Raw genomic sequence first — 23,395 nt, 5'->3', positions numbered from 1 at the left:
ATGAGCACACCACTCCGCGTTTGTCATTCCAGGTCTTCTACAAGGCGGAGTAGATTGATCGTAAGCAGTGCCGTCGCTCCCCAAATGATCTCACCCTGGTATGGTTTAAAGTAATATACCGGGATGCTGCCGCCGGAGATGGGGTAATCGCGCTGGCGGATTTCCAGGTTACTTCTATCGGCCAGCCATTCGAGTGAAACGCCGAAGACACTCGCAACCTCGGTGCGATTGAGGTGAAGATCGTACGGCCAGGGAAAGGTTCCTACGATGGGCGTGATGACGTACTGCGTTGTCGTCAGCAGCGGATCGAGCATGCCGAGAACATCGATGTCTTCCGCTCGAATTCCGACCTCTTCCTGTATCTCGCGCAGCGCGGCCTGTGTGGCATTTTCGTCTTCGGCGTCAATCACACCCCCGGGAAAGGATACCTGTCCGCGATGAGATTCGACGAACTCCGTTCGGCGCGTGAAGAGCAGATGCCAGCTGTCCTGCTCTTGATACAGCGGCATTAAAACGGCGGCAGGTCTTGCGTTCCACTCGGGGTTAATCCTCGGTTGTCGTTTGATGAGACGTTTTCGAAGATGCGCGCGCAGGTCTCCCATGAATCCCCTATCTATTGTAGATCTTAGGTTAAACGGCTTCCGCAGTAGTCACAAACGGCCTGGTGGCGCAGCCACTCCACTTCGTTGGGTTGAACGTTTCCACCGCAGTACGGGCATTTTACCGGAAGTCTTCCCTCATCGGTGGTATCGATGTCCTTCGCCAGTGATAGATCATGTTTGGAAAGCAGGGATTGAATTTCAGCCTCGATCGCCTGCGCCTCCTCGACCAATCCACGCTCTCGAAGTTCGGCGAGTACCCTACGGCCGATGTAGGGCAGCCGCGCGACCTGGCCCGTTGAAGCCATCATCTCCAGGCCATGACGGATCCGTTCCAATCCGGTTTCCACGTCGTTCGCGGCAATATAGGCGCGACCAGCCTGAAGGTTTATTGCGGCTGCTCGAGGGATGCCTCGATTGGCAGCGGCGTCTGCAATTTCGGCAAAAATCGCTGCGGCCTCCTGGGGTTTTCCCTGTTCGAGGAGCGAGTGTGCCGTCCGCAGTCTGTCCATGGCGATTCTCGCGGCTCGCTGTCGAAGCGGGCGGCGAGGGCGAGGCGGAAATCCACGAAAGGGCGGCATCATCGGTCGACGGAAGCGAGACATTTTCATCCTCCAACACGTTTTGTTGCCATTAATCGTGCCTGCGTTATTTTAAGATAGTGTTTCCGTTTTGTAAAAAACGTGCAAGTTAATCGGAAGTCTACCCCTCGAAAGGGATGACCGCTCTGGCGAATATGAGATAGCCAGTGTGTGCAACCATGCGATCCACAGGACGAAGACGCTCGGGTACGGGCTTGTAAAAGCGTAAAGCGATCTCGCACACATCGATGAGTTCGAACGCGTGTATCGAGATGCCGTGCAGTATGTCGATTACCTGGTTCGTTGTCGGAACGATGATTCCAAGCATGCCTCCGTCCACCAGAGCTGTACGCGCTTGCCCCAGGTACTGCTCTGGCGCTGGAAGATCGAGGAAGAGCGCTTCGACGCCGGATTCTTCAAACCCTTCCTCGATGTCTTTTCGTTTCAAATCGACGCGATCTTCCAGACCGACGCGTTCGAGGTTTTTTCGGGCGAGATTCTGCATGTCGGCTCGACGGTCGTACGAAATCACTCTGCCCTCGGGTCCCACAGACCAGGCGAGCGCCAGCGTCAGCGAGCCGGAGCCCGTCCCTGCTTCGACGACCGTCTTTCCGGGTGCGATGGATAAACGAAGCAGGATATATCCGATGTCCTTGGGATAGATGATCTGGGATTTGCGTTTGATGTGCAGCAGTAAATCTCGCAGTGTCGGCTCGAGCACATAAAAACGCATATCGAGATGACTGCGAATTTCAGAACCCCAGGGTATACCGATGATGTCATCGTGCTTCAAGATGCCTCGATGGGTCTGGAGTTCCTTTCCCTTTTCCATGCGAATGAAGAGATACTTGTGATCGCTCGAAACGATCATGGCCAGGTCGTTTTCGTTTACTCGTCGCAAGATTTACTCCATGGATTCACTCGATGCGATGTGCACCGCTCGATGTTGGTGATTTGCCGGTCCTGCGCAGGGTCGTGCCGCAAGGCGTGTTGTATATCGGAGACCCTGCTTCCATTATAACGACCCCAGGTCGGGATCGAAAACCGTAGTTTCATGATACCGGCTTTCTGGCTCTGAAACGAAGCACGATCGCGCGCGGTTGTCGTACGCGTTCGAGCCTGGGCTTGAACCCCATCTCTTCGAGCGGCTGCATCCAGCGATCGCCGGGGTCACCGGCTTGGCCGGTGAAGCGGTACAGCCAGGAAGCCAGACGATCGTGAACACCTCGACCGGTAATGTGTGCGACTCCGACGACGATCAATTCCCCACCAGGACGTAATACCCGCCAGATCTCCTCCAGCGTGTGTCGATCGAAGATGTATTCGCTGGGGAAGGTGGAGATGACTTCGGCGAAGGTGTTTGCCGGCAGCGGGATGTTTTGCGCCTTGGCACGCAGGAGCGAGGCATGGAAACCTTTCCTGCGCAGTCGATCAGCGGCGAGGCGTGTCATTTGCCTCGAAGCATCGAGCGCAACGGCGCTGTGTCCTTTGCGCAGCAGATCGAGCAGCAGATGTCCCGGACCTGCGCCCAGTTCGAGGATTGGGTCTTGCAGGTCTTCGTGGAGGGCCGCCGATTGCCACGTGCGCCATTGGCCCATGGATGTGGCCCAGGCGACGAAGTCGTATGCCCAGGCGAAGGTCGTGTACAGGTGTTTGAAGAAAAATCGCAGCAGGTGTACGAGCCACGGTTTCGGGTTCATGCGCGCGCTCGCCGAAATGACGACAGCGTGATCCTGTTTTCCTGGATCGCCTGGCGAACGGCGGGATCGGTCAGAATTTGAAATTCCCGTTCCCGGGGTTTCGCATAGCCACTGGTAGCGCGTAATTCTGAGTCCACGAAACCGGGATGGCACATCAACTCGTTCACGCCGTCCGGAAGTGAACGCAAGATGCGGATGAAGTGCTCCAGACTCACGCCGGCGGCGAAAAAGGAAGCGAAGAAGTGATCTGGATGGTGAATGTCGGCATCGTCCAGTGAGCGCAACGCCTCACGGCGCGCGAAGTCGATACATCGTTGGGGCAGGGCATCACGTAGTTCGTCATCCGGAACGTCGACGGCGTTGGGCAGGCGTACACCACAGCCGTATTCACCGGCGCACTCGAGGTAAAGTCCCCAAAGTTGCCCGGACGCCAGAGCGACGTGATGGTGGGAATCGATGTGATCCAGAACGGCGCCGCATGCCAGGAAGGTTTCGATCTGCGTCCGCCACTCTCTCTTCACGTTGTCGGGTACGATTCGGCCAGGATGTTGAAAGAAAAATTCCTTCGGCGGCAGCCTTCCCAAGGAATCTGTCATCGACGATCGTTTCACTTTTGGGGACAGGGGTTCGCCGTAGGTGACATTCAGATGGACGCCCAGTCCGAGCTGCGGGCTTTCTTCCTTGGCGAGGCGTACGGCTTCCGCTGCGCCCGGCAGGTTCATCATCACCGTCGTCGTGGAGACGATCCCTTCCAAGTGCGCCCGGCGGATTCCGCGCGAGACGCCCTCCGTCCGGCCGTAATCGTCGGCGTTGACGATCAGCTGCTTTGCCATCTGGTATCCGTCATTTCAGGTACGGTAAAAAGTACGTCGCCAAACCCAAAAAAAGGGCGAAGCCGGCACTGTCGGTGACCGTCGTCACCAGCACGGGAGAAGCAAGCGCCGGGTCCATATTCAAAGATTTTAATATCAACGGAATCGTCGTGCCGACGAGACCCGCGACGAGCAAGTTACCGAGCAGAGCCAGGCCGAGAATGAAGCCCAGCGTTGGATTGCCTTTCCAGAAATAAACTCCGAATCCAGCGATGATGCCAATGGCCGTTCCCTGCAAGATCCCAGTAACGACTTCCTTGAAGACCATGCGCCAGGAGTCGCGCAGTTGAATTTCACCCAGTGCGATGGCGCGCACCATGATCGCCAGGCTTTGGGTAGCAGAATTGCCGCCCAATCCGCTGACGATGGACTGGAATACGGCAAGCAGGGCGACCTGCGCGATGGTCGACTCGAAGCGCGAGATGACCCACGAAGCGAAAAACGCCGTCGCGGCACTCACCAGAAGCCACGGCAGCCTGCGTCTGACGTTCAAGCGAATCGGACTCTCGACTGATAACTCGGGATCCGACACGTTCGCCAGGCGGTAGATGTCCTCCGTCGCTTCGGCCTCGAGTACGTCCATCAAATCGTCGTAGGTGATCACGCCGACGAGGATGCCCTTATCGGTAACGACGGGCAGTGCGGCCAAATCATAGCGGACCATCAATCGGGCTGCGTCTTCCTGATCGGTATCGGTGGTCACGTGGATGACGTCGCGTTTCATGATTTTTTCGATGCGGGTGTTTGGATCGGCGATCACCAATTCGCGCAGACCAACCATCCCCACCAGTCGTCCCTGGCGATCTACGACGTTCAAATAATACGGCGTCTCTTCGTCCGGACCGATTCCGCGAAGATATTCAATCGCTTCACTCGCAGTGGTGTTCGGCTGCAGAGCGATAAATGACGTGGTCATCAAACCGCCGGCTGTCTCGTCTGCGTGTCCGAGTAACGGAAGAACCTCCTCTGCGTCTTCCATTTTGGTAAGCATGTCTTTGGCGAGTTCCGGCGAAATGTCGCCCAAAACGTCCGCAGCTTCGTCCGGCTCCATCTGATCGAGTACGTCTGCCAGGCGTTCACGCGAGAGTCCCTCGGCGACGTCGGCAGCCTCCGGGTCTTCAAGCTCCTCGAGCAGGTCGGCGGTCGTCGGGACGTCCAAACCCGGTAGAATCGAGGCTTGTTCGACGTCCTTTAGATCGGAAAAAGCCTCAGCACGATCTGCGGGATGCAAGCGGATGAGTGCGGCGATGGCCTCAAGAACATCGCCCGATTCAAGTGCGTTCCGGATTTGTTCGATGGTGAGATCGATCTGTGATTGTTCCATGGTACTGCCTCAATCCTGATGGATGACTTCGATGCCTTTTTCTTCCAGGAATCGAACCGCACGGTTCAATTCTTTCGTCTCCCCATTCAATTCCACTTCGAGCCAACCTTCCTCGAGCGTGATATGAGCTTCACGTATGTTTACTTCGACTTGGAAGCGTTTGATAAGTTGGTAGAGTATTGGTTTGCTGATTAAAGCCGGCGGGTAAACCAGGCGAAGAATACGAATACCCATGGTTGCCTCCTTCCGTGACTTGTCAAGCCTTGCATTGGCCAGAAGAAGGCCATCAGGCAACTGATTCTAGCACTTGGTCAGAGGCGAGTCAAAACGACCCCTTGTGCATTTTCGACGCACCGACCAGTCAGCGCCGGCGTCTACTGCCTCCACTGACGAGACTTATCCAGTAGAGCAGCTGTAATATAGCGGCAGCCAGGGCGGCAACGTAGGTGAAGGCCGCTGCATTCAACATGGCATCGACGCCGCGTTTCTCTTCCTCCGAGCGGATCAGTCCGCTGTTGGAGAGCAATACTCGCGCCCTGGAGGAAGCGTTAAGCTCGACGGGGAGCGTGGCGAGGGAGAAAACGGCACCCAGGGCAAACGCTCCAACGCCAAGCCAGGCCATCTGTGTGCCGAAAACGCCTCGGATGAGCAGGCCTACGATGATTAAAATCAAACCCAAACGTGAACCGATGTTCACGGCCGGAACGAGCGCAGCGCGGAATCGAAGCGGCAGATACCCTTGTCGATCCTGGAGCGCATGCCCGATTTCGTGGGCGGCGATGGCCAGGGCGGCGACGGATTGACCCTGGGCGACGCCCGGCGAGAGTTTGAGCGTCTGGGAACGAGGGTCGTAATGATCGCCGAGTTGATTGGGCGTGCCCTCCAGACTGACGTTGTTCAGGTTTCCGTAGCTCAGCAACCTTTTCGCGGCTTCCGCGCCGGTCATCTGATTGAGATTGCGTACCTGACTCCACTTGCGATAGGTCGAATTGACCCAGTATTGTGCCAGCATCACGAGTATGAACGCGGGGATCATGTACAAGAAATACGTGGAATTCAAGAAAAACATCTTACTTTCTCCTTCTCTCGGGAAGCCCCGAGAGTTCATTGATTATTTGTAAGCAGGAGTTCGATCGCGGCGTCGAGCTGCAGATCGTTGCCGGCTTCCCAGTTCTCGACGGTCATCGTGACCTCGATGTCCGGCGTGAGGCCCTGTCCGTGGATCAAGCGATCGTTCGGCGTATACCATTTTGCGACGGTCACCCGAACGGCGCCCTGGTCGGTTGAAAGTGCGATCCACTGCTGCACCGATCCTTTGCCGAACGTGGTTTCGCCCACGAGAAGACCGCGGTCGTAATCCTGGATGGCTCCGGCGACGATTTCGGAAGCAGAAGCCGTGCCTGCGTTGACCAGCACGACCAGCGGAACGTCGGTGGCCAGACCACCGCCGTTGGCGCGATGGACTTCTTCGCTGCCGTCGCCGAAACGCTCGGTGACGATCACGCCGTCGTCGATGAATTCCGAAGCTACGTCGATTGCGCTGAACAAGTAGCCTCCGGCATTGCTCCGCAGATCCAGAATCAGTCCTGTCGTTTCATCGTCGACGAGGTCGGACAACATGGTACGCAGGTCGTCGGAAGTCGTCTCGGCAAACGAAAAGAGCTGGATGTATACAATTCCATCATCGAGTTTTTCTCCCTCAACGGTCGGGATAACGATGTGGGCGCGCTCGATGTCGAATTCGAGCAGGTCCGTTTCACCTTGACGATAGATCGAAAGATGAACCGTCGTACCTGCAGGTCCCAGGATGCGCTGGATAACCAGGTTGCCATCGATGCCCGTCATGTCTTCGCCGTCGATGGCGATGACCTCGTCGCCGGGCTGCAATCCAGCTTCTTCGGCCGGCGATCCGGGAATGGGCGAGAGGATGGTCAGGTATTCCGTGTCCGTATCGACCCAGGCGCCGATGCCTTCATAACCTTCCAGGGTGGCGCTGGCCTGTTCGAACTCGCTTGGATCCATGTACGATGAGTGAGGGTCGCCCAACGAATCGACCAGTCCTCTGATCGAACCCTGCATGAGCGTCGTATCGTCCAGCGGTTGTTCGACGTAGTAGTTGTGCAGGATGTCCCAGGCCTGCCAAAACGGCGCGAACAAGGTTTGCATCTCATCGGACGAAATGTCCTGGCAATAGGACGTCGACGGCGTTTCCTCCGTGTGGAGGCTGATGCCCATCGCCAGTCCGACCGCGAACAGCGCCGCGGACAATATCGCGCTGACGAACGCGCCCAGCAAGAACATTTTTACTTTCGGTGACATATTTTCACTCCTCCTGCAGAACTTGCGCAGGTACGCTTAACCATAACACGTTAGTATAAGAATATTGTGAATTCGGGAAGAGGCGTGCTTGATTTTCACCAGGATCGATGCTTTATCGGGCTGATGATGCTTTGTGTGCCGACCTTTTCTGTTCCGACAAATGCCGAGCGAAGTCACGAATTATCCAAACCGCATTTCTGCAGCCAGGACGTGATGAGATCGTCGTATTCCTCGCCTCCCGCTTTTTCCGTGTATTCAAGAATCGCAAGCCCGTCGAGCGGGTAAAGTGGATGGCAGGAACTGGGCCAGGCGCCGTTCGGAAGCTCCACGACTGTATCGATAAGCGGACCGAGTATCTCCGCCTTGTCGAGCTTGGGCGAGATCTTCTCGGCCGTGACGATCACGGTGTCTGCAAGCAGCGCCAGTTCCTCGTCGATGCCTTTGTTCCCGCCGATGCTGGCATTTCCATCCGGATCGGCTTTGAGGGCATGGATCACGGCGACGTCGCAGTGGATCGCAGGGAAGGCGGTCAACTTTTCGCCGGAGTACGGATCGACGATTTCTTTGACGTCCGGACGGAGTTGTGGTAAATCCGTGCCCTGCCACGCCGTGGAAGGCAGAAAACCGACTCCGGCCATGGCGGCGCGAATCCCATTAGCCAGACTGGCCTCGGTCTCCTCGATAACCTCGATGTCGCCGCTGCCGGCCGCCGAGGTGAAATTCGGCGCGAGGCCGAATGATTCCAATCCGAAATAACACGAGCGAACCTTCGAAACCATACCGGCGCCAACGAGTAGATCGCTTTCTATGCCCGCCGTGAAGCAGAGCAGTGTCAATGCCTTGGGGAGCTGCTCGCGTTGATATCGGGCCAATAAAGCGAGAGCGAAGGTTATCGGCCGGCGGTATAGCGTCATGCCTCCGAAAGCGATCGTACACCCGCTTTCCGGTATGAGATTCACCGCGTCGGACAGCTTTTGGAGTTTATTAGCCATCGGGAGAAGTCGTTTCCTTGTCGGGAAGGCGGTCCAGTTCGAGAAGTGATTTTCGGAGTTCCTCGGCTGTTTCCTGCTCAAGATCCCAGGGTGGTCGGTAACCCTTGAAGGGATTATCGAAGATCTTGCCACCGCGGCGCAGTATGGAAACCAAAATTCCGAGGTTGAAGAGCAAGACCAGAACGATCGCCCCGCATACAATCCCGAACCCGTCTTCCATCAGGATTTCCTTCTTTCATCGTCGTTTGACTTTGTTAACTCGGGTATCGTGGACAAAAGGTCCGTGATGCTCTTTACGTGATAATCCACACCATCGGGTTTGGATTTATCTCCAACGAGAGCCGTCTTCATGCCAATTTCGGCTGCGGGTAGCAGATTTTCGACCCGATCGTCGAGGAAGAGACAGTTCTCCGCATTTCCGGAGTTTGTAATTTCCAGTGCGCGTGTATACGCTCGTGGCTTTGGTTTGTTGATGAAGTCGAGCGCGACGATGTCGAGGATACGATCGATGTACGCCTCGACGCCCAGAATGGCGAGCACGCGCCTGGCGTGTCCCGTGTCGGAATTGGTGAAGATGATCTTTCGCTGCGGCATCCGGGCTAGCATTTGCTGTAGATCCGGATCCGGCCGCAGGTAATTTTCAAGCGGAACGTCATGAACGTAGGCCAGATATTCCTGTGGATCGACCTGGTGATTGGCAATCAACCCGTTCAGCGTCGTACCGAAGGAACGCAGATACTCATCCCGAATCGTGGAGACACGCTGCTCGGGCAGGTCCAAGCGGTTGACCATAAAAGCGTTGATCCGCTTTCCGATGGCTTCCCATAATCCGTTGGTGTTCGGGTAGAGCGTGTCGTCCAGATCAAAGAAAATTGTACGGATTGTGGCCATTCAGAGATATCCTTCTCGTCTTCTCAAAGATAACCCATCCCATTCCAGGAAGGTCGTTCGTATCGTCCGGCGCATCGTTCGAGGCGATATGGCGGTCTATCGGCATGGACCGTTCGTCGCATCGATGCGGCTCCGCGAGAACGACTGCGTTGGACCACCCGCGGCAGTATAGGAGTTGTGATGCAGGGTGTCAACATACATCCTCGAGGTTATAATCTACTTCCACGATGAAGACTTCAATGCCTATCGAGATTTTACCCGAAGATGTCGCCTCCGCCATTGCCGCCGGCGAAGTGGTCGAACGGCCGGTTTCGGTCGTCAAGGAGTTGGTAGAAAATTCGCTCGATGCCTCTGCAAGTTCGATCGAGATCAAGGTGGAGCGCGGCGGAAGCGGCCTGATCGAGGTCTCCGACGACGGCGTTGGCATACCTCGCTCGGAAGTACCACTGGCGGTTGCCCGCTTCGCAACATCGAAGCTGCGCACGGCTGAAGATCTATTTGCAATTCAAAGCCTCGGCTTCCGGGGTGAAGCATTATCATCCATCGGTGCGGTCTCGCGGCTCGAAATGGTGACGAAAACGGCCGGGGAGGCAGCGGGAAGCCGGTTGATCGTGGATGGCGGCCAGGCGGGAGAGGTGCAGTCTGTGGGTGCACCCCGAGGCACGACTCTGCGAGTCCGCGATCTATTCTTCAACGTTCCCGCTCGCAGGAAGTTCCTCAAATCCGAAAATACGGAACGCAGGCGGATTTCCGCCCTGGTGACACGCTATGCACTGGCCTACCCCGAGGTGCGTTTTAAACTCACGCAGGAGGGGCGGGAAACATTCCTGAGCTCCGGAAAGGGAGATCGCAGAGAAATATTGGCGGCGATCTACGACGTGGAGAAGGCAAGAGAATTGATCGCCATTCCGGAAAACAGCCGGACGCCGTTCCAAATCCGGGGCTTCATAAGTCCGCCGTCGATCCATCGCGGCAATCGAAGGGAATTGACGTTTTTCGTAAACGGGCGTTGGGTGCAGGATGCCAGTCTCTCTGCCGCTGTGGTTCAGGCCTACCATGCGCTGCTCATGGTCGGGCGATATCCAATGGCGGTTCTGTTCCTGGATCTTCCACCCGATATGGTCGACGTGAACGTACACCCCGCCAAAGCGGAGGTGCGTTTTCGGGAGCAGGATGTCGTTTTCTCGGTGGTCCAGCGAGTCGTCCGATCGACTTTATTGGGTCAAGCGCCGTCTCCTGCGCTCGGATTGGGAGCTTCGGTGTCCGGCTCCTGGCTGGAATCAGATTCGGAGGTCCAGAGCGATTGGCAGCTTACACAGCAGTTGGTGGACGCGCAGGATGTGGGCGGCGGAATCCGGCTTCAATCCGCCCTGCCAGTGGGCAATTTACCGCTGCTGCGAGCCGTAGGCCAGATCGGCGCCACGTATCTCGTCGCTGAAGGCCCGGATGGGCTTTATCTGGTCGATCAGCACGCGGCACACGAACGCGTGTTGTTCGAAGCGTTGATGCGGGCGTACGAAGAGAATCAGGTCGAGGTGCAAACTCTGCTTGAACCGCTGGTGGTGACCCTCAGCATCGAGCAAAGCGATCTCCTCGAAAATCAATCCGAAGTGCTGCGGCAGCGGACGTACAGGCTGAGAGCCATTCCTGCGATGTTCGTTCGTGCCGATCCCGAACGGATCATTCGATCCGTCGTGGAAGATTTTGAAGAAGATGAAACCCCCCTGGCGAAGGAAACGGAGGCGAGGTTGGCCGCGCGAGCCTGCAAGCGCGCAGCGATCAAAGCGGGCCAGGTGCTCTCCATGGAAGAGCAGCAGAAACTGCTCCGCGATCTAGAAAGTTGTACTGCGCCACGAACTTGTCCACATGGCCGTCCGACGATGATCCATCTTTCCGTCGACGCACTCGAGCGCCAGTTCGGCCGCAGAGGTTGATCATAAAAACGTAAGCGTTACCATTCGAGTTTTAGGGAATCGGCAGTCTAAGTCTGAAGGTGCTTCCTTCCCCCATTTCGCTTTCGACTTCGATATCTCCATGATGGTTGCGGGCGATGCGTTTGGCAATCACCAGGCCCAATCCCGTACCTTTGACGTCCTTTTCTTGATCCGGTACACGATAGAAACGTTCGAAAATATGCGGCAAACTTTCTTTCGGGATGCCGCAGCCGGTGTCTTCCACAGAAAATACGAGCGATCCGTTTTCACGCTGCAGGGATACCATCACGCTGCCACCCGGGTCGTTGTACTTGATTGCGTTGGTGAGCAGATTCAGTACCAATTGTTTTAATCGATTGCGGTCACCTTGTACCGGAGTGAGGCTGCGGTCGAAATCGGTTTTCAACGCGATTTTTCGTTCGTCCGCCTGGGGACGAACGATTTCCAGACATTCCACGATCAAACCTTCGAGATGGACCGGTTCCCGTTCGAATTTCGCTCGACCGGATTCCAGGCGCGCCAGTTCCAGGAAATCCGTCGTCATGTCGTTCAGGCGCTGTACTTCGCAGAATATGGTCTGGCTGAGCTTCGTGTTTTGCTCGGCGGGAAGATCCGGCCGCTGGAGGAGATGGGCGGCCGCCAGGAGCGAGGCGAGCGGTGTACGCAGCTCGTGAACCATCTCGGCGATCAGGTCGCTTTGTTGGAACAAACGCGTGTTCTCGATGGCAATCGCCGCCTGGGCGGCCAGCGAACGCAGGATCAGCTGGTCGTCTTCGACGAAGGTTCCCTGGGTTTTGTTGAGAACCTCGATTACCCCGATGGTTTTGTCCTTGGTCTGCAATGGAACGCCGAGGATGGAGCGGGTAAGGAAGTTGGTTTGTAAATCAATGTCGGCGAAGAAGCGCGAATCGGTCTTCGTATCCTCGACGAGCAAAGGTTCGCGATTTGAAAAAATCCAACCAGCGATGCTGGTGTCCGTCGGCACGGCAGAGCGGATGAAACCCTCTTTCAAAGGCCCCGTCGCCGCTTCGAAGTACAGATGATTGGTCTGCGGATCGTACAACAAGATCGAAGAAGCCTCGCTGGTCGTCAACTCACGGGCAACTTCGGCAATATGCTGCAGCAGCGTGCCTTGCTCGAGCGTGGAAACCAGCTCCGAACTGACGTCTAAAAGACGCGCATAGCGTTTCAGCAACCGTGGATAGTTGCGAATTGCCGATTCGTCTTTTGCTGAACGTGATTTACTCATGATCTTTACCCAGTACTCCATCTGCAAGATAAGGTAGAACGGTCTCCACATCGCCGTGAATGACGACGTCCGCACGCTCGTCGAGGTAAGTAGGCGTATGGTTGACGATGATCAGTTTCGCCCCGGCATTTAGCGCCGGTATCGGTAATGTGGCCGCGGGGACAACCTGGAGCGACGAGCCGGCGATGATCATCAATTCACAGTTCGCCAGGAGTTTTTCTGCGGATCGGACAACCTCGTAGGGCAGCTGTTCTCCGAGCAGGACGGCGTTGGGCTTCAGGACGCCGCCGCATTTTACGCAGCGCGGGACCTCTCCGCTTCGAATGAAGTCTTCCATGATGCCATCTGTATCGTAGACTTCGTAGCAGGAAACACACATCGCTTGACGGAGATGCCCGTGAAGTTCGAGGACGACTCGTGATCCTGCTCGATGATGAAGTGCGTCGATGTTCTGTGTGATGATGCCGTCCAGATAGCCGGCTCTCTCGAGACGCGCCAGGGCAACGTGCGCAGGATTGGGCGTGGCGTCCCGGATTTGTTGGGCCAGAGGATGGATCCATTCGTAAAATTTTTGGGGAGAGTGTCGAAAGACCATCAGCGAAGCCACTTCCATCGGATCGTAGCGTTTCCACAAACCGGAATGGGCGGAACGGAAATCCGGAATCCCCGAGGGCGTCGATATCCCTGCTCCGGTAAGCGCAACGGTATGTTTTGAGTTTTTAAGAAGCGAAATCGCCCTTTGGAGGAGACTCTCGGGATCATCAAGCTTCACGACGCGGCTCAACTCACGACACGTTCGAGGCGCTGGGTAAGAAACTTCGACAGCTTGCGTATTTGATCTGAAACGAGACTATCCGGGTGGGCGAGCAACAGGGGCGTCGAGCCGCTGGAAGCCTGATAGGCTAAATCCGGCGCGGGGGAAACGATTCCGGCCAACTCGAGACCGATCTCGGTCTCAACCTGGCGCCATGGTATCTGCATGCTAGAACGAACCCGGTTGATCAGGGCGAGATAAATCTTATCGCGCTGGATCCCGTCGCTGGAAAGTTCCTGAAGCAGCGATCTTCCGAGTATGTTGGACGGGAAAATCGGTTCTACCACGAGGATCAGGCAATCGCACATTTTCAATATCGGTTTGACGTACGGGCGCATCGAGCAGCCGAGGTCAAGCACGACGGTGGTGCACATTGACGCCAGATTGGTGACGACCGCTTCCACGAGAGCCACCGTTCCGTGACCGGGATTGAGTTCTGCAAAAATCACATCATCGCCTTCTTGCTGCAGTGCGATGCTGGCGTTCAAAGTGAGCGTTGACGTCCCGATGCCGCCGCGTGCGCCCAAAAAGGCGATGGTTCTGGCCCTCTCGGGCTTGGCGATCTGGGTTTGAGTCGCTCGCCCGAGAACGGCCTTGATGTGCGCCGTCAGTTCGGCCGGGTGAGTCGGTTTAGTCAAGTAATCGTCAACGCCCGCCTCGAAACCGGCGACTTTATCGTCGACCATGGTTTTTGCAGTGAACATGATGATCGGGATGTGTGCCAGTGCGGGATCGGCTCGCAGTCGGCGTGTGACTTCATACCCATCCATGTCCGGCATCATGATGTCGAGCAGGATGAGCTGTGGAGTATCTTCTTTGGCCCGTTCGATACCCAGGGCTCCATTGCTCGCAACAACGATCTCATACCCATGGCGTTCGAGCATCAAGCCCACGAGTTTCAGGGTATCGACGTCATCATCGATGATGAGTATCTTTTCTGCCATTCCGGGCGCTCCATTTGGGATGATTCCCCGGTTGATGGCAGTCTAGCATAAAGCGATACGAGGGGCAAGAAGTGGACTGGGTCTTCGTTTGGAATCGCGAATCCAGGATGCTATAATGCTCGAAGTCTTTATTTCCTCCGAGGCGCAGATGTCCGTTGATTGGTGGGGTTTTGACCAGAGTTTGAAATTCAACTTTCCCTCATCATTGCTCGGTTATCTGGCCGGGGGAACCGCGCTGGCATTGTTGATCGTATTCTACATACGCTCTCCGTCGCACGTCCCGGCAACATCGAAGAAAATTAAGGAACGATTCTGGGCACGTCTTCCATTTTTACTCGTCGTCGCCCCCATCCTGAGCCTCACGTTCTTGCTGCATTTTCACGTACCAGGAACGGAAACGCTGGCCTTCGTTCCGCAAGAACTGCGCGGACCCTTCGTGGCAATATTCGGCGCCATCCCCTGGTTGTTCGCCGGGGGAGTATTGGGAATCCGTGATGCGATCATCGTCGGTGTCGTCGCCGGGGTGGCGCGCGGCGGTTTCGAAACGTACAGCGTACTCACCCCCATTTTTATGGGCTTGCAGGCAGGAATTGCCGCCTGGTTGATGCGGCGGGATGATGGCGGATTACAGGGGCGATTGTTTCGCAGTCCGTTCATCAGCGGTCTGGCCAGCGGTGTAGTTTATGCTCTCCTTCGAGGCATCGGCATCTTCACCACATCACAAGGTGACCTGTACCGCAGGATAGACATCACTCTTTCGCTGCTCGGCCTGACGGCATTGGCCGCGATCATCGAAGTGACGATCGGCGGCGCATTTTGTGAACTGATAAAACGCCAGGCAGTGAATATCTGGTACGAACCGAGACGAGGTATCACGCGGGGATTTGGTCAATCGTTGGCCGTGCGTTTGAGCGCAGTTCTCCTTTTTTCCGGCTTTATCGCCAGCAGCGTGATATTGATGGGAGATTGGGTCTCGGCTGAACAATCTGCGCGTGCCATGCTCACCGAGCACATGCAGCAGACCGCCAACCAGGCCAGCGGCATCATCCCCTTTTTCGTCCACACCGGCAGAGAATACAGCCGCCAGTTGGCGGAAGATCTTGGCGTCCGTTTCGGTTCCGGTTCTTGGACGGAAGAACCGTTGGATCAGCTTCTTCGCGCGTACACCTTTTTCGAGAGTCTGGAAGTGTACGACCGTGAACACGGTCTGGAAGTCGCATATCCTGAAGCCACGGAGCTGCCTGGGTATTCCCAGGGCTTTCAGGCCAACCTGAATGCGGCGTTGCGGGGCATACCGTCCGAAACGATCGAGTTTGGTTCTGCTGTGGGCGCAGGCGCCCGCATGGCTTTCATCACGCCGATCCTCCCCGATGAAAATGACCAGGCGGTCGGCGTCGTGGTTGGCTGGTCCTCCCTGGAATCCAACCTCATCTTGACGCCATTGGTACAGAGTTTCGACCAGTTTTCGTACGGATCGGCATTCGTCACCGACGAGCAGGGCGATGTCTTGATTCGCCCCGAAAACGGCCCGGTAAACCGCCAGTTCAATCTTCACCCTGAAACGAGCGGCACAGTAAACATCGAGTATACCCAAGACGGCACGCGACAATTGGTCTACGACGAGGCGATCGAAGAGTACTCCTGGCACGTCGTCGTCATCGTTCCGCTGCGCGAGGTCCATCGTCAGGCGCTCCAAATCTCCCTGCGTCTCGGACTCTGGCTGGTCGTGGTGGGCGTCGTGCTCCTCTGCGCAGTTTTCCTCATCAGTCATCGTTTGATGCATCCCTTGCGGAAGATGGCACAGGTGGCCCAGTCGATCGCGCGCGGAAATCTCGATCAGCCTGTGCCGGCAAACGGCGAGGACGAGATTGGCCGCTTCGCTTCCTCGTTCGAGATGATGCGCCGCAGCCTGAAAGCCAGGCTGGATGAGATGGGGCTGCTGCTCGACGTCAGTCAACGGCTTTCCACCAGCTTCGACCTGACAGAGATGCTGCATCCGATTCTGGACGGTATCCGGCAGATTGCCGCTGCCGATCACGTTCGTATTGCGCTGGCAGCTGCACAAGATGATCCCCGGCTTTTGGGTTTCTCCGCGGGCGACGATCCGGGCAACTGGGCGGCATTGGACCCGCAGGTCCTGGCGCTTTCCAGTCACCGAGGACGTTTCGTGCTGGAGAATCCTACGCGCGCCGGTGCGGTCCTCGATCTCACGGATTTGAACGCACCGATCGAAACACTGGCTGCCATGCCGATGAGACACGAAGATGAGTTCGTCGGCGTTCTCTGGCTTGGCCATCGGTCGCCCTACGTGATGAGTCCGGATGCCCTCAATTTGCTATCCATCCTTTCCGACCAACTGGCCGTAGCGATAACCAAAGTCCGTTTGTATCAACGTGCGGAGCACGAGCGCATGCGTCTCGTTACCGTTCTGGAGGGTACGCCGGCGGCGGTGATGATGGTCGATTCCGTGGGCCGGGTTTCTCTTCTCAATCCTGCAGCCGCAAGTTTGTTCGGCGCCGGTGAACGGGAAAGTCTCGGGAAACCCGTGACGGAAGTCGTCCGGAACCCGGATCTGCGTACGCTTCTGCTGGACGGTGGTGTAACGGAACATGCGGCGGAAATCGAAATGGATTCCGGGCGCATCATGTTCGCTTCCATAACGGATATTCGGTCCGAGGATGGCGTTCCTGCGGGAAGAATCTGTGTTTTATGGGACGTATCTCATTACAAGAAGCTCGACGCGCTGAAATCGGAGTTCGTTTCCACGGTCAGCCAGGACCTGCGTGCACCGCTCACGCTGATGCGCGGATATGCAACCATGCTGAGCATGGTCGGAGACGTAAACGAACAGCAGGATGAGTTTTTACAGAAGATCCTTACGAGTATCGACCACATGAGTAAGTTGGTCGATAACTTGCTCGATCTGGGCCGGATCGAGGCCGGCATGGGTTTGAACGTATCGAGCATCCGCATCGAGGCGCTGATCAAGGATGTGGTCGATGCTTACCGTCCTCAGGCGGTGAGTAAACGCATCGCCATCGACGTTGAATTGGCAGACGGAATGCAGCCTGTCGACGCCGATCCCGGACTGCTGCGCCAGGCGGTATCGAATCTGGTGGACAACGCGCTGAAGTATACGCCCGCGAACGGAAGCGTCGTGGTGCGAGCGGAACAAAGCGAGGAAGATCAAATCATCGCCGTGGCGGACACAGGAGTTGGCATTGCGCCGGCAGACCAGGCACGCTTGTTCGAGAAGTTCTTCCGCACCAGCGCTACGGATGCGTTCCACGAGCAGGGGTTGGGGCTGGGCCTGGCGATCGTAAAATCGATCGTTGAACAACACAACGGAAGGATTCAGGTCGAGAGCAGACTCGGACAGGGGAGTACATTCACGATCAGAGTGCCGCTGAAATTCCGCAATGCCGGTGACGGAAAGAGAACCACGATCAATTTCAGATGACGTGCCTCATGTAACGGGTTCACACGATCCGGCTCGATCGGTTCTTCAGTTCCATGCTGCCGTGGTTTCTATGCTATAATGTTGCCCACAAATTCATACACGAACACCGGGAGGAGTAAACTGCCAGGCGCTGGTAGAGAAGGAGCGGCCGCAGGCTGAAAGCCCCCACGGCAGCAGCTGTTGAACGTCGCCCGGGATGAACGCCGAAGAAGACCTCGTTGAGAGGTGAGTAGAACGGCGCGGGTAAGCCCGTTACAGCGGATCCCCGATGTTGGTCGAGGAGTGAGAGCGCCAGGCGAATTGGCCCGGTGAAGCGAGGTGGTACCGCGGAGGTCAAGTCCTTCGTCCTCGAGGACGAGGGGCTTTTTGATTCGCTGCCGACGGACCTATCCATGGAAACCAGCGTCGATCGAGAAATCTTCCGTCGGGCAAGTTGAACGGTGTGTAGCAGGAGGAATCAGGCAAATGACAATCGAAGATCTTCCAAAAACCTATGATTTCAACGAAGTGGAGGAACGCCTCTATTCGTGGTGGGAGACGAACGGCTTTTTTAAACCGCACATCGACCCGGACCGGAAACCTTTCGTGATTTCCATTCCACCTCCGAACGTCACCGGCGAACTGCACCTGGGACACGCCATGTTTGTAACCATGGAGGATCTGATGATTCGCCACAGCCGTATGACGGGTGTACCGACGCTGTGGGTTCCGGGTTCGGATCACGCAGGCATCGCCACTCAACTTCAAGTCGAGCGCATGCTCAGGAAAGAAGGCACGAGCCGTAAAGAGATCGGCCGGGAGGCCTTCGTTAAACGCGCCTGGGAATGGAAGAAGGAATACGGAGGTATCATCACGCAGCAACTGCGGCGCCTGGGCGCTTCCTGTGATTGGGACCGGGAGCGGTTCACGTTGGACAACGGCTTGTCGAAGGCGGTGCGCGAAGCTTTCGTGCGTCTCTACGAGAAGGGGTTGATCTACAGAGGGACCTACTTGATCAACTGGTCGCCAGGCCTGCAGACCGCTGTCAGCGATCTCGAGGTGGAGTATTCCGAGGAGCAGGGCACGCTGTATTACTTCAAATACCCCATCGCCGATTCGCAGGATTTCATCCCCGTGGCGACGACGCGCCCGGAAACGATTCTGGGTGATACGGCCGTCGCCGTGCATCCCGGAGATGCGCGCTACAAGCATCTGCTGGGGAAGAAATGCGTGGTGCCGATGCTGAACCGTCTCATCCCGGTGATCGAAGACAGCTACGTGGACATCGAATTCGGGACCGGCGCGCTGAAGATCACGCCGGGACACGATCCGAACGACTACGAGATCGGCAAACGCCACAATCTGGACGTGATCAACGTACTCAATCCGGATGCCACGATGAACGAAAACGCCGGTCCCTATCAAGGCATGGACCGATTCGAGTGCCGCGAGAAATTGTGGGCCGACATGGAAGCGGCCGGGCTTACGATCAAAACGGAACCGTATTTAATGCAGGTTCCCCGCTCGCAGCGGGGCGGGGAAATCGTCGAGCCAATGGTTTCCACGCAGTGGTTCGTGAGCATGAAGCCGCTGGCCGAAAAGGGGCTCGAAGTCGTACGCCGGGGCGAGGTGAAAATCGTGCCCGAGCGCTTCACGAAAGTGTATTTCAACTGGTTGGAAAACATCCGTGATTGGTGCATCTCCCGGCAGTTGTGGTGGGGACATCGTATCCCGGCCTGGCACTGTAATGAATGCGGCGAAATAACCGTCGCACGCGACGATCCCGATCGATGCGCTCACTGTAATTCGAAGGACATCGAGCAGGATCCCGATGTACTCGATACATGGTTTTCCTCAGGCTTGTGGCCTTTCTCGACGCTGGGATGGCCGGAAGAAACCGAAGATTACCGCTACTTCTATCCGACGACGATGATGGAAACGGGATACGACATCCTCTTCTTTTGGGTGGCGCGGATGATCATGATGGGTCTGGAGTTCACGGGCGTCGCGCCCTTTGAAACCGTATACCTGCACGGCCTGGTCCGCGACGGGCAAGGTCGGAAAATGAGTAAAACGTTGGGAAACGTGATCGATCCTCTGGAGGTCATGGACGAATTCGGCACCGATGCGCTCCGATACACCATGCTCACCGGTTCGACTCCCGGCAACGACATGAATCTCAGTCTCCAACGCGTGGAGGCCAACCGGAATTTCGCCAATAAAATCTGGAACGCGGGCCGTTTCGTGATCATGACGTTGTCGAAAACCGGAGACACTCGGGAGGGACGTGGACAGGCTTTTTGCGTCCTATCAATACGGCGAAGCCGGACGGCAGATTTACGAATTCTTCTGGCGTGAATTTGCCGATTGGTACATCGAAATCGCGAAGCTGCAGGCGAGGCAGGGCGGCGCGCGTGCCTGGCACACCGCCAGAGTCCTGGTCGAGGTGCTGGATGCCTGTCTGAGACTGCTGCACCCCTTTACGCCGTACGTGACGGAAGAACTCTGGGGAAAACTGAAAGCAGCTTGCCTCGAACACGGCGGTGGGTTTGGTTTTCTTTCGGCGTGGGAAGGTGCGCTCATCGTGGCGCAATGGCCGCATCGGAATCCCATTTCGGAGGCGGAAAAGGACACGATGGACCGCTTCGATCTGTTGATGGACGTCGTGCGTGCCATCCGTAACGTCCGTTCGGATCAGGGGATATCCCCCGAGACGAAAATCGCAGCCACGTTCAACGCCGGATCGATGGCGGGCATGCTGGAGGAACAGCGGGATTCGGTCGCTTCTCTGGCGGGCATCGAACCTGGGCGGATGGAGGTCCACGAAGTTTTACCGTCACCTCCGGCAGATGCGATTCCGCTGGTGATCGGTCCGGTCGAAGTGCATCTCAGGCTGGAAGACGCCATCGACGTGGAAACGGAGCGCGAGCGTCTGACCGAGGAATACGCGGAGGTCGACTCCCAGATCGAACGTCTCGAGAAATTATTGGCCGGCCCGTTCTCCGAACGTGCGCCCGGAGACGTCGTTCAAAAAGAAAGAGACAGGCTGGTCGAGTTCCAACAGGCTGCCGAGAAGATCAAGACGCAGATGGAACGTTTGGAAGAAATGTAGATTTGAACGGGCTTGTTTCTAGCCGGGCGCCGGGAGATTCGGCGGTGGATGATAACGGATTGCCATCGCTGCCCGTGGCTGCCGTCGTTCCGGGAGTGTTCTTCATCCTCGTCGTCGACTTCGTAACGATTTCGGGTACAGACCGCTTCGCTCCATATCTTCGTTCGTGGGTCTGGGTCATCGCCGTCCTCCCTTGGCTCACGCTGCTGCTCTTTCGGAGGACTCCAATCGTCTATGGCTACAGGCGCAAACGTGCGCTGGCGATGTTGGGCTGGGGCATGCTGGCCGGCGCCGTGTGGCGCGGGTTGAGCCTCGCGTTCAACGCCTGGATCGAGAACGATTGGACTCAGATCGGATGGAACGGCACGCTGTTGTTCGGATTGGTATTCTGGATTCCATTTCTGGAAGAAACCTTTTTCCGTGGTTATATCGGCGGCTCGCTGCTGGCGAAATTCGGTCGTTGGCCGGGAATCGTGACGCAGGCGCTGCTCTTCAGTTTTCATCCAGGACATTGGAGCCAGGGTTGGCTGGACATCGTCAGCATCTTTGCGTTTGGGATCCTGTCCGGTTGGCTTTACGCTCGTTTCCGATCGATCTGGGCGCCCTGGGGAGCGCATGCCTTCGCAAACCTGCTGCCTTTGCTGCTGCGCGGCTGGGTCGTCTAAAGCCTGAAGATCTCACTCGAACTGCCATTCCGGATGCGATTTCTGACATCTGCAATCATGCGGCGTGACTCAAAAGCAGCTCTTATCGGGTGTGATATACTCTCGTTTTTGGAGGAATGATGCGACGAGGCGGTCCCGATTATCTACGCTGGATATCGATTGGTTTGTTATTGGCGGCGGTTGTCTTTTTCTTCTTCGAGCTGATCGCATTCAGCCGGCAGCGGGCACGTCTTCCGGAAGGACTGACCGTCGGCGGTGTTCCCGTCGGTGGACTGTCCCAAACTGAAGCAGTCGAACATATCCTGCAGACCTACAGCTCACCCGTCGAACTGCACTACGACGATCAGATCATCCTCATGTCGCCAGCGAGCGTTGGTTTCCGCCTGGATACCGAAGTCATGCTGGCGGCAGCCGAGTCGATGCGTACCGGCGACGATTTCTGGTCCGGCTTCATGGACTTTCTGTGGAATCGTCCGGGGGAAGAAGCGGCGATACCCTTGCGTGCCGAGTATTCCGTTTCGCAGCTCGAATTGGTCCTGGCGGATATTGCCGCCCGGTACGACGAGCCTCCGTATCTTGCCGAGCCCATTCCGGGAACGCCCAATTTCAATCCCGGAAGACCGGGTCGTGTTCTCGATATCGACCGGGCACAACGGTTGATCGGGGACATCTTGATGCTGCCCCATTCTCGGGTCGTTAACCTGCCAGTTCTGGAAGACGTACCCCCGAGGCCGACATTAGGCACGCTCGAGATTTTAATCAAACAGATCGTGGACGGCGCGGGTTTTCCTGGCCTCACAGATTTGTTCCTGGTGAATTTGCGGTCGGGTGAAGAGCTGCACATCGTGTACCTGAATGGTGAAGACATCCCTGCGGAACCCGATGTTTCCTTTGGCGCAGCCTCGACCATCAAGATTGGCATCATGACGGCATACTTCATAGAGTTCGACGAACCCTTCGGCGAAGAAGCGGACGATCATATGTTTGACATGATCACGCGTTCGGGCAACGAATCTTCAGACTGGTTGATGGAACAAATTGGCGGCGATCTTGGACCGCTTGCGGTCACGGACATCCTTCAATCGTTGGGTTTGAATAACACCTTTTCGGGCGGGTTCTATTATCTTGGCGCGCCGCTCCTGCGTACCTATAACACGCCCGCCAACCAACGAACGGACATCAACACCCGGCCGGATAAGTACACGCAAACCACCCCGTCTGATATTGGGATGCTGTTGATGGACATATACCATTGTGAGAACGGCGGCGGTGCACTGCTCGCCGTTTACCCCGATCGTGTCACACCGCAGGAATGCAGCCATATGATCGACCTGCTTGCTCAGAACAAGATCGGGAGTTTGATCGAAGCGGGTGTACCGGACGGCACTCGGGTGGCACATAAGCATGGCTGGCCAAGTTCGCCTTTCGACATGATCGGAGACGCCGGCATCGTCTACACACCGGGTGGCGATTACGTGTTTTCACTGTTCTTGTTCCAAGAACAGGAGATGTTTTGGGACCCGACGTCGAAGATGTTCGCCGACATCTCCCGCGCCGTGTACAATTATTTCAATCCCCCCGTCGAGTGAGTGTCAGAAAAACCCACCAACTCATCCCGGCTTAATCTGGTTAAAAAAACTAGGGCGCAGGAACTTCTGCGCCCCGATATGTTAAATTGTCTTGAAATTCCAACTCGTTATTTTTCTACCGATTTGGATTTAATAATCATCCTCTCTTTCGTAGTCGTAATCATCGTCGTATTCGAGCTCTTCGTCATCGAAAGCCCAATCCAGTTCTAACGGTGAAACGCCTACGACCATCAAATACGCCCCACACTGTGGACAACTAACCTGCTGTCCTTCACTGGGGTCTCGTCCTACTGTGATCTTCGCATCACATTCCGGACAAAATGCATGTGTCATGGAGAACCTCCTGACAAATTTTACGTTTCGCCAGCATC

Annotated in this window: 23 protein-coding genes; 7 read left to right on the top strand and 16 right to left on the bottom strand. The window is 56.4% G+C overall.

Annotation, left to right across the window (positions count from 1 at the left end; genetic code table 11):
• Positions 1 to 23: 23 nt before the first annotated feature.
• The 12 genes from P8Z34_13420 to P8Z34_13365 all read right to left on the bottom strand — a co-directional run bounded on the left by P8Z34_13420 (position 24) and on the right by P8Z34_13365 (position 9,278).
• Positions 24 to 602 carry a CoA pyrophosphatase gene (locus tag P8Z34_13420; protein MEJ2551676.1) on the bottom strand — a complete coding sequence of 193 codons (579 nt, stop codon included), beginning with the start codon at positions 600 to 602 and terminating at the stop codon, positions 24 to 26.
• 23 nt (positions 603 to 625) lie between these two features.
• Positions 626 to 1,204 (bottom strand): hypothetical protein, encoded by a 579-nt coding sequence (locus tag P8Z34_13415; protein ID MEJ2551675.1) that lies wholly within the window; start codon positions 1,202 to 1,204, stop codon positions 626 to 628.
• A 97-nt stretch (positions 1,205 to 1,301) separates the two neighbouring features.
• Entirely contained in the window at positions 1,302 to 2,081 is a 780-nt protein-coding gene (locus tag P8Z34_13410; GenBank protein MEJ2551674.1) for a tRNA (adenine-N1)-methyltransferase, read from the bottom strand.
• 151 nt (positions 2,082 to 2,232) lie between these two features.
• Positions 2,233 to 2,880 (bottom strand): class I SAM-dependent methyltransferase, encoded by a 648-nt coding sequence (locus tag P8Z34_13405; GenBank protein MEJ2551673.1) that lies wholly within the window; start codon positions 2,878 to 2,880, stop codon positions 2,233 to 2,235.
• Positions 2,877 to 3,713: a ChbG/HpnK family deacetylase gene (locus tag P8Z34_13400; GenBank protein ID MEJ2551672.1), complete on the bottom strand. Its 837-nt coding sequence runs from the start codon at positions 3,711 to 3,713 to the stop codon at positions 2,877 to 2,879. The genes P8Z34_13405 and P8Z34_13400 overlap by 4 nt, the downstream gene beginning before the upstream one ends.
• A 10-nt stretch (positions 3,714 to 3,723) precedes the next feature.
• Positions 3,724 to 5,076 (bottom strand): magnesium transporter, encoded by a 1,353-nt coding sequence (mgtE, locus tag P8Z34_13395; protein MEJ2551671.1) that lies wholly within the window; start codon positions 5,074 to 5,076, stop codon positions 3,724 to 3,726.
• A 9-nt stretch (positions 5,077 to 5,085) separates the two neighbouring features.
• Complete coding sequence (locus P8Z34_13390) at positions 5,086 to 5,310, bottom strand: NIL domain-containing protein (protein ID MEJ2551670.1); 225 nt, start codon at positions 5,308 to 5,310, stop codon at positions 5,086 to 5,088.
• Positions 5,311 to 5,437: 127 nt separating this feature from the next.
• The gene (locus P8Z34_13385; protein ID MEJ2551669.1) at positions 5,438 to 6,145 is read right to left on the bottom strand and encodes a zinc metallopeptidase; all 708 of its coding nucleotides are present in this window, start codon (positions 6,143 to 6,145) and stop codon (positions 5,438 to 5,440) included.
• Positions 6,146 to 6,180: 35 nt separating this feature from the next.
• Positions 6,181 to 7,395 carry a S41 family peptidase gene (locus tag P8Z34_13380; protein ID MEJ2551668.1) on the bottom strand — a complete coding sequence of 405 codons (1,215 nt, stop codon included), beginning with the start codon at positions 7,393 to 7,395 and terminating at the stop codon, positions 6,181 to 6,183.
• Positions 7,396 to 7,568: 173 nt separating this feature from the next.
• Positions 7,569 to 8,387, bottom strand: coding sequence for a CoA-transferase (locus tag P8Z34_13375; protein MEJ2551667.1), 819 nt, complete (start codon positions 8,385 to 8,387; stop codon positions 7,569 to 7,571).
• A complete protein-coding gene (locus P8Z34_13370) occupies positions 8,380 to 8,607 on the bottom strand; it encodes a hypothetical protein (protein ID MEJ2551666.1) in 228 nt (75 codons plus the stop codon). The genes P8Z34_13375 and P8Z34_13370 overlap by 8 nt, the downstream gene beginning before the upstream one ends.
• Positions 8,607 to 9,278 carry a pyrimidine 5'-nucleotidase gene (locus P8Z34_13365; protein MEJ2551665.1) on the bottom strand — a complete coding sequence of 224 codons (672 nt, stop codon included), beginning with the start codon at positions 9,276 to 9,278 and terminating at the stop codon, positions 8,607 to 8,609. The genes P8Z34_13370 and P8Z34_13365 overlap by 1 nt, the downstream gene beginning before the upstream one ends.
• A 239-nt stretch (positions 9,279 to 9,517) precedes the next feature.
• On the opposite strand from P8Z34_13365, the gene mutL reads away from it, so the two are divergent.
• Positions 9,518 to 11,212: a DNA mismatch repair endonuclease MutL gene (gene mutL, locus P8Z34_13360; protein MEJ2551664.1), complete on the top strand. Its 1,695-nt coding sequence runs from the start codon at positions 9,518 to 9,520 to the stop codon at positions 11,210 to 11,212.
• 31 nt (positions 11,213 to 11,243) lie between these two features.
• Here mutL and P8Z34_13355 read toward each other — a convergent pair whose 3' ends face one another.
• From P8Z34_13355 to P8Z34_13345, 3 genes are read right to left on the bottom strand one after another with little or no spacing between them, the layout of a single operon-like run.
• A complete protein-coding gene (locus P8Z34_13355) occupies positions 11,244 to 12,461 on the bottom strand; it encodes a HAMP domain-containing sensor histidine kinase (protein MEJ2551663.1) in 1,218 nt (405 codons plus the stop codon).
• Positions 12,454 to 13,233 (bottom strand): NAD-dependent deacylase, encoded by a 780-nt coding sequence (locus tag P8Z34_13350; GenBank protein ID MEJ2551662.1) that lies wholly within the window; start codon positions 13,231 to 13,233, stop codon positions 12,454 to 12,456. The genes P8Z34_13355 and P8Z34_13350 overlap by 8 nt, the downstream gene beginning before the upstream one ends.
• A gap of 8 nt (positions 13,234 to 13,241) precedes the next feature.
• A complete protein-coding gene (locus P8Z34_13345) occupies positions 13,242 to 14,219 on the bottom strand; it encodes a response regulator (GenBank protein ID MEJ2551661.1) in 978 nt (325 codons plus the stop codon).
• A gap of 115 nt (positions 14,220 to 14,334) precedes the next feature.
• Between P8Z34_13345 and P8Z34_13340 the strand changes: the two genes are divergently transcribed.
• The 6 genes from P8Z34_13340 to P8Z34_13315 all read left to right on the top strand — a co-directional run bounded on the left by P8Z34_13340 (position 14,335) and on the right by P8Z34_13315 (position 23,024).
• Entirely contained in the window at positions 14,335 to 17,679 is a 3,345-nt protein-coding gene (locus P8Z34_13340) for an ATP-binding protein (protein MEJ2551660.1), read from the top strand.
• A 308-nt stretch (positions 17,680 to 17,987) separates the two neighbouring features.
• A complete protein-coding gene (locus P8Z34_13335) occupies positions 17,988 to 18,116 on the top strand; it encodes a hypothetical protein (protein MEJ2551659.1) in 129 nt (42 codons plus the stop codon).
• A gap of 28 nt (positions 18,117 to 18,144) precedes the next feature.
• Positions 18,145 to 20,016: a valine--tRNA ligase gene (locus tag P8Z34_13330; protein ID MEJ2551658.1), complete on the top strand. Its 1,872-nt coding sequence runs from the start codon at positions 18,145 to 18,147 to the stop codon at positions 20,014 to 20,016.
• Positions 19,946 to 20,770, top strand: a complete 825-nt coding sequence (locus tag P8Z34_13325) for a class I tRNA ligase family protein (protein MEJ2551657.1) — start codon at positions 19,946 to 19,948, stop codon at positions 20,768 to 20,770. Before P8Z34_13330 ends, P8Z34_13325 begins: the two co-directional genes overlap by 71 nt.
• A gap of 44 nt (positions 20,771 to 20,814) precedes the next feature.
• Positions 20,815 to 21,435, top strand: coding sequence for a CPBP family intramembrane metalloprotease (locus P8Z34_13320; GenBank protein ID MEJ2551656.1), 621 nt, complete (start codon positions 20,815 to 20,817; stop codon positions 21,433 to 21,435).
• A gap of 119 nt (positions 21,436 to 21,554) precedes the next feature.
• The gene (locus P8Z34_13315) at positions 21,555 to 23,024 is read left to right on the top strand and encodes a serine hydrolase (protein MEJ2551655.1); all 1,470 of its coding nucleotides are present in this window, start codon (positions 21,555 to 21,557) and stop codon (positions 23,022 to 23,024) included.
• Between the two features lie 129 nt (positions 23,025 to 23,153).
• Here the strand turns inward: P8Z34_13315 and P8Z34_13310 are convergent, their stop codons facing one another.
• A complete protein-coding gene (locus tag P8Z34_13310; GenBank protein MEJ2551654.1) occupies positions 23,154 to 23,357 on the bottom strand; it encodes a lysine biosynthesis protein LysW in 204 nt (67 codons plus the stop codon).
• Between the last annotated feature and the right edge of the window lie 38 nt (positions 23,358 to 23,395).

The sequence above is a fragment of the Anaerolineales bacterium genome (assembly GCA_037382465.1).
Lineage (GTDB): Bacteria > Chloroflexota > Anaerolineae > Anaerolineales > E44-bin32 > WVZH01.
This window is presented reverse-complemented; position numbering and strand designations above follow the sequence as displayed.

Excerpts from the sequence above, each read along its gene's own strand:
- P8Z34_13420 (MEJ2551676.1), bottom strand. The coding sequence starts at position 602 with ATGGGAGACCTGCGCGCGCATCTTCGAAAACGTCTCATCAAACGACAA.
- P8Z34_13415 (MEJ2551675.1), bottom strand. The coding sequence starts at position 1,204 with ATGTCTCGCTTCCGTCGACCGATGATGCCGCCCTTTCGTGGATTTCCG.
- P8Z34_13405 (MEJ2551673.1), bottom strand. The coding sequence starts at position 2,880 with ATGAACCCGAAACCGTGGCTCGTACACCTGCTGCGATTTTTCTTCAAA.
- P8Z34_13400 (MEJ2551672.1), bottom strand. The coding sequence starts at position 3,713 with ATGGCAAAGCAGCTGATCGTCAACGCCGACGATTACGGCCGGACGGAG.
- mgtE (MEJ2551671.1), bottom strand. The coding sequence starts at position 5,076 with ATGGAACAATCACAGATCGATCTCACCATCGAACAAATCCGGAACGCA.
- P8Z34_13390 (MEJ2551670.1), bottom strand. The coding sequence starts at position 5,310 with ATGGGTATTCGTATTCTTCGCCTGGTTTACCCGCCGGCTTTAATCAGC.
- P8Z34_13385 (MEJ2551669.1), bottom strand. The coding sequence starts at position 6,145 with ATGTTTTTCTTGAATTCCACGTATTTCTTGTACATGATCCCCGCGTTC.
- P8Z34_13380 (MEJ2551668.1), bottom strand. The coding sequence starts at position 7,395 with ATGTCACCGAAAGTAAAAATGTTCTTGCTGGGCGCGTTCGTCAGCGCG.
- P8Z34_13375 (MEJ2551667.1), bottom strand. The coding sequence starts at position 8,387 with ATGGCTAATAAACTCCAAAAGCTGTCCGACGCGGTGAATCTCATACCG.
- P8Z34_13370 (MEJ2551666.1), bottom strand. The coding sequence starts at position 8,607 with ATGGAAGACGGGTTCGGGATTGTATGCGGGGCGATCGTTCTGGTCTTG.
- P8Z34_13365 (MEJ2551665.1), bottom strand. The coding sequence starts at position 9,278 with ATGGCCACAATCCGTACAATTTTCTTTGATCTGGACGACACGCTCTAC.
- mutL (MEJ2551664.1), top strand. The coding sequence starts at position 9,518 with ATGCCTATCGAGATTTTACCCGAAGATGTCGCCTCCGCCATTGCCGCC.
- P8Z34_13355 (MEJ2551663.1), bottom strand. The coding sequence starts at position 12,461 with ATGAGTAAATCACGTTCAGCAAAAGACGAATCGGCAATTCGCAACTAT.
- P8Z34_13345 (MEJ2551661.1), bottom strand. The coding sequence starts at position 14,219 with ATGGCAGAAAAGATACTCATCATCGATGATGACGTCGATACCCTGAAA.
- P8Z34_13340 (MEJ2551660.1), top strand. The coding sequence starts at position 14,335 with ATGCTCGAAGTCTTTATTTCCTCCGAGGCGCAGATGTCCGTTGATTGG.
- P8Z34_13330 (MEJ2551658.1), top strand. The coding sequence starts at position 18,145 with ATGACAATCGAAGATCTTCCAAAAACCTATGATTTCAACGAAGTGGAG.
- P8Z34_13315 (MEJ2551655.1), top strand. The coding sequence starts at position 21,555 with ATGCGACGAGGCGGTCCCGATTATCTACGCTGGATATCGATTGGTTTG.
- P8Z34_13310 (MEJ2551654.1), bottom strand. The coding sequence starts at position 23,357 with ATGACACATGCATTTTGTCCGGAATGTGATGCGAAGATCACAGTAGGA.